5 protein-coding genes are annotated in these 3,753 nt (G+C 70.5%); 2 read left to right on the top strand and 3 right to left on the bottom strand.

Translation table 11 applies throughout. The features are described from left to right. Positions 1-104: 104 nt before the first annotated feature. On the bottom strand, positions 105-641 hold the full coding sequence (locus tag B2284_RS02390; protein ID WP_170957179.1) for a DUF1643 domain-containing protein: 537 nt from the start codon (positions 639-641) through the stop codon (positions 105-107). 59 nt (positions 642-700) lie between these two features. Then, positions 701-1,213 carry a mycothiol transferase gene (locus tag B2284_RS02385; protein WP_136788283.1) on the bottom strand — a complete coding sequence of 171 codons (513 nt, stop codon included), beginning with the start codon at positions 1,211-1,213 and terminating at the stop codon, positions 701-703. A gap of 47 nt (positions 1,214-1,260) precedes the next feature. Here B2284_RS02385 and B2284_RS02380 point away from each other — a divergent pair, with 47 nt between their 5' ends. Then, entirely contained in the window at positions 1,261-1,989 is a 729-nt protein-coding gene (locus B2284_RS02380; RefSeq protein ID WP_136788282.1) for an MFS transporter, read from the top strand. Beyond that, positions 1,938-2,429 carry a hypothetical protein gene (locus B2284_RS02375; RefSeq protein WP_286697131.1) on the top strand — a complete coding sequence of 164 codons (492 nt, stop codon included), beginning with the start codon at positions 1,938-1,940 and terminating at the stop codon, positions 2,427-2,429. The genes B2284_RS02380 and B2284_RS02375 overlap by 52 nt, the downstream gene beginning before the upstream one ends. 26 nt (positions 2,430-2,455) lie before the next feature. Here the strand turns inward: B2284_RS02375 and B2284_RS02370 are convergent, their stop codons facing one another. Continuing rightward, positions 2,456-3,490, bottom strand: a complete 1,035-nt coding sequence (locus tag B2284_RS02370) for a G1 family glutamic endopeptidase (protein ID WP_286697130.1) — start codon at positions 3,488-3,490, stop codon at positions 2,456-2,458. Positions 3,491-3,753: the final 263 nt, after the last annotated feature.

Below are 3,753 nucleotides of genomic sequence, written 5' to 3'. Positions count from 1 at the left end.
GTTCAGACGCGTGACACTAGCGGCGAGAATCACGGGCCGCGGCCGCTGCTCGACGTCGACCTGCGTGTCGATGAGGGCCCGTCACCGCACGGACCGCGCCGTCGTCAGCTCAGGTAGACCTTCGGGCCCAGCATCGGCAGCGGACGCCCCGGCGGGCTCGGGTGGCGCGGGTTGCCTCGAATCGTCAGCGGATCCCAGGTGAAGACGCGCACACCGAGCCGATCGAGCACCGCCTGCACGTCCACGCGTGCGCGCCGCAGCGTGGGGTGCGGCATGTTGCCCCACGCCCCGAGCACCTCCCGCACGTCGAAGCGCGTGAGCACCTGCTCGATGGCCGCGCAGTTCAGCGCGGACAACTCGGGGTCGTATGCAGGGAGCGCGCTCGGCTTGGGCGAACGCTCGGGGTAGAGGTTGAGCATGACCCAGCCCGCATAGCCGTGACGCACGCCGGCCTCGATGAGCCTGTTCACGGTCCGATCGGCGCGGGTCTGTGCGGCGTGCGACGGGTTCATGCCGATCGCGACGAGTGGCGGAGCCTCGCGGCTCGCTCGCGCGACGTTGCCGAGCACGAACCGGCGCGTCATGACGTCGGGGTGCGGGTCCGCCAGGTCGGGCGCGTGCCCGGGCAGGTACTCCTTCACTCGTCTCGCACCCCCGTCATCGTCGGATCGTCCAGCCGCCCGCGCGACGTGATGGGGCGTCATCCCTCGAGCGACGTCATGCCGGCGACGTAGAGCGCCTGGCCGAGGTGCAGCAGCGCGTCCTCGGTGCAGCTGACGAGACGTGCCCCGCGCGTCACGGGCGGATCCCACGACTCGTCGACGACGTCGTCGAGGTCTGCGGCGGACAGCGAGCTGATGTACGCCTTCTGCGCCGCCACGGCCGCCTCGAGGTGCTCGAACAGCAACGCGACATCCGTGACGACGACCGCCCGCGCCTGCTCAGGGCTATGGCCGAAGCCGATCTCGTCATCGTCGACATCGAGTCCGAAGCGCGCATCGAAACCCTGTGCCGTCCAGATCGATTCGTCGCCGGACAACTGCGCGACCTGGGCGTCGATCTCGCGCGCGGTGTGCCACAGCAGCCATGCGATCGAGTTGTCGTGCCCGCCGGGGTGGGCGTTGAGTTTCTCGTGGGTCAGCTGCGGGCGCAGGGACCCGGCCGCGTCGAGGGGGCGCTGTGCGAGGTCGAGCATGAGCGTGATGGCATCCATGGCACCAACGCTACGCCCCCGCTGCAACGACTGCCTATGCTGACGCCATGACGACGCCATCCGCCTCCGAGCGCCCGCCGCGCGACGACGCGCCCGCGTCCGACCTGCCCTGGTACCGCGAGGTGAGCGGGCCGCAGTGGAAGGCGTTCTGGGCCGCCTGGCTCGGCTACCTGCTCGACGGATTCGACTTCGTCATCATCACGCTCGTGCTGACGGAGGTCGCCGACGAGTTCCACCTGTCGACGGTGCAGGCGACGACGCTCATCAGCGCGGCGTTCGTCTCCCGCTGGTTCGGCGGGCTCGTCCTCGGCGCCGTCGCCGACACGATCGGGCGCCGGCAGGCGATGGTCGCAGCGATCGTGACGTTCTCCGTCGGCTCCGCGCTGTGCGCCGTCTCGACCGGCTACCTCATGATGTTCGTCGCGCGTCTGCTCATCGGGTTCGGCATGGCGGGGGAGTACTCGGCGAGCGCGACGTACGTCATCGAGTCGTGGCCGCAGCACCTGCGCAACAAGGCGTCCGCGTTCCTCATCAGCGGCTTCTCGATCGGCGGGGTGCTCGTCGCGCAGCTGTACCGCTTCGTCGTCCCGGCGTGGGGATGGCGGGCGCTGTTCGCGCTCGGGCTCGTGCCGATCGTCCTCGCACTGTGGCTGCGGCGCGCGCTGCCCGAGCCCGCGGACTTCGAACACGCAAGCGCAGCGGCGACCTCGACGAGGCCCCCGACATGTTCACGACGCTCTACCGCGGCCGTCGCGCGGCGCTCAACGTCGTCCTGACTCTGGTGGTGTTCGCCGCGCTGCTCGTCATCTTCACGGGCCACTCGAGCGGCGCGCTCATGACGACGGTGCTCGCGCTCATGACGGCCGCGACATTCGTGTGTTTCCTCGTCCAGTTCGAACCCGAGCGCTGGCCGACGGCGCTCGGCGTCACGCTCGTCGTGTTCACCGTGTTCTTCTTCGCGTGGCCCATCACCGCGCTGCTGCCGACGTACCTCAAGACGGAGCTGCACCTCAGCGCCACGACCGTCGGTGACGTGCTTTTCTGGTCCGGTTTCGGTACGGCCGCCGGCGCCGTCCTGGCCGGGTTCACCGGCGTCGTCATCCTGCTCGTCGCGCTCAAGCTCCCGCTGCGCCTGCAGCGACTCATCCGCCTGAGCGCCGTGCGCCCCGAGGACGGCAGCGACATCGTCACTCGCGCGACGTCACAGGCGGTCTGAGGCATCACGCGCCTCGGAGACCCGCCTCAAGCCGGGCGGCGGTAGCTCACGGAGAACGTGTCACCCGTGCGGCTGATCCCGCTGGGGACGGCGAGTGCGGCGCCGGTGCTCATCGTGATGCGTGTCGACGGCCAACCGGCGAGGTTGCGCGTGCCGTCCTTGCCCTTGGCGTAGACGCTGGAGAAGGTGGGGGAACCGACGTTCGCGAGCGCGCGGGCCCGGCCGTCGGCTCCGCTCGTGCGTTCGAGCACCGCTTCGGCCACGCCGCGAGGTGCCGCACTCTTGCGGTCCGTGCCGACGCAGTCGTTCGTGCGCCAGTTGCACAGCGTGAAGTACGAACGGCCTTCCTTCGCCGCGTAGCGCACCGTCACCTCGACCGCATCGCCGGGCGCGACCGCCAGGTTCGTGATGCGTTCCTGCGCGCGGCTCGGGTAGGTCTCGATCCACGGGTAATAGCTCGTCTTCCACTTCGTGCAGTGCCTGCGCGTGACGGCGGTGCAGACGACATCGGACTCCGTTCCTGCCTGCACGAGCTCGCCCTGCTTCGCGGTGCCTCCGCCGAGCCCGACCCACATGGCCGAGTACCCGTCGCGCCCCGGCCACGTTGCCTTGGGCACGATCCAGGTGCCGTGGATGCTCTCAGGGCCGGCGATACTCGCCCGGTATCCCGCCCAGTTCGCGTACGCGGCGGGCTTGACGGGCGCCGGGCGCACCGTCGCCTTCGGGCGGACCATGACGCTGCTGTCGGGCGTCGCCTGCTTGGGCGCGGCGTGCGCAGCTCGCGCCCTCGTCGTGGGCGTGCTCTTGGCCCCACGCATCGTCGCCGGCTTCGTCGAACCCTTCGTCGCGGTGGAGACATGGCGCGCTGACGAGGGCGTCGCGGTCATGTTCTTCGCGCCGGCGCTCTTCGGCGTCGCCTTCTTCGGCGCAGCGTTCTTCGACGTGGCACTCGCGGCGGGCTGGGCGGGGTGCGAAGCACCCGCCATGGCGGACGGCGCGCTCAGCGCGGCGATGGCTGCGACGACGCTCGCGGAGGCGAGCGTGCGGTGGCGGATGGACAAGACCTGTCACTCCTTCGGATGGACGGCTGGTCCCCTCCAACCTATCCACGCAGGCACCGGGCGCCACCGGCGGCGCGCCGAGGCCCGAGGCGCGGATGGCGACGGCCCCCTGTTCACGGGTGGCGCGTCGTGTTCGCCTCCGGGCGTCATCGGACCTAGGGTGGCACCGTGAGCGAGACCCGGGATCCGACGAGTCGCGTGTGGACGGTGCCGAACGCGCTGTCGATGCTGCGGCTGCTCGGGGTGCCCCTGTTCGTGTGGCT

Source organism: Dermacoccus sp. UBA1591 (assembly GCF_002322065.1).
GTDB lineage: Bacteria > Actinomycetota > Actinomycetes > Actinomycetales > Dermatophilaceae > Dermacoccus > Dermacoccus nishinomiyaensis.
Note: the sequence above shows the minus strand (reverse complement) of the source record. Positions and strands in the feature narration are given on the sequence as shown.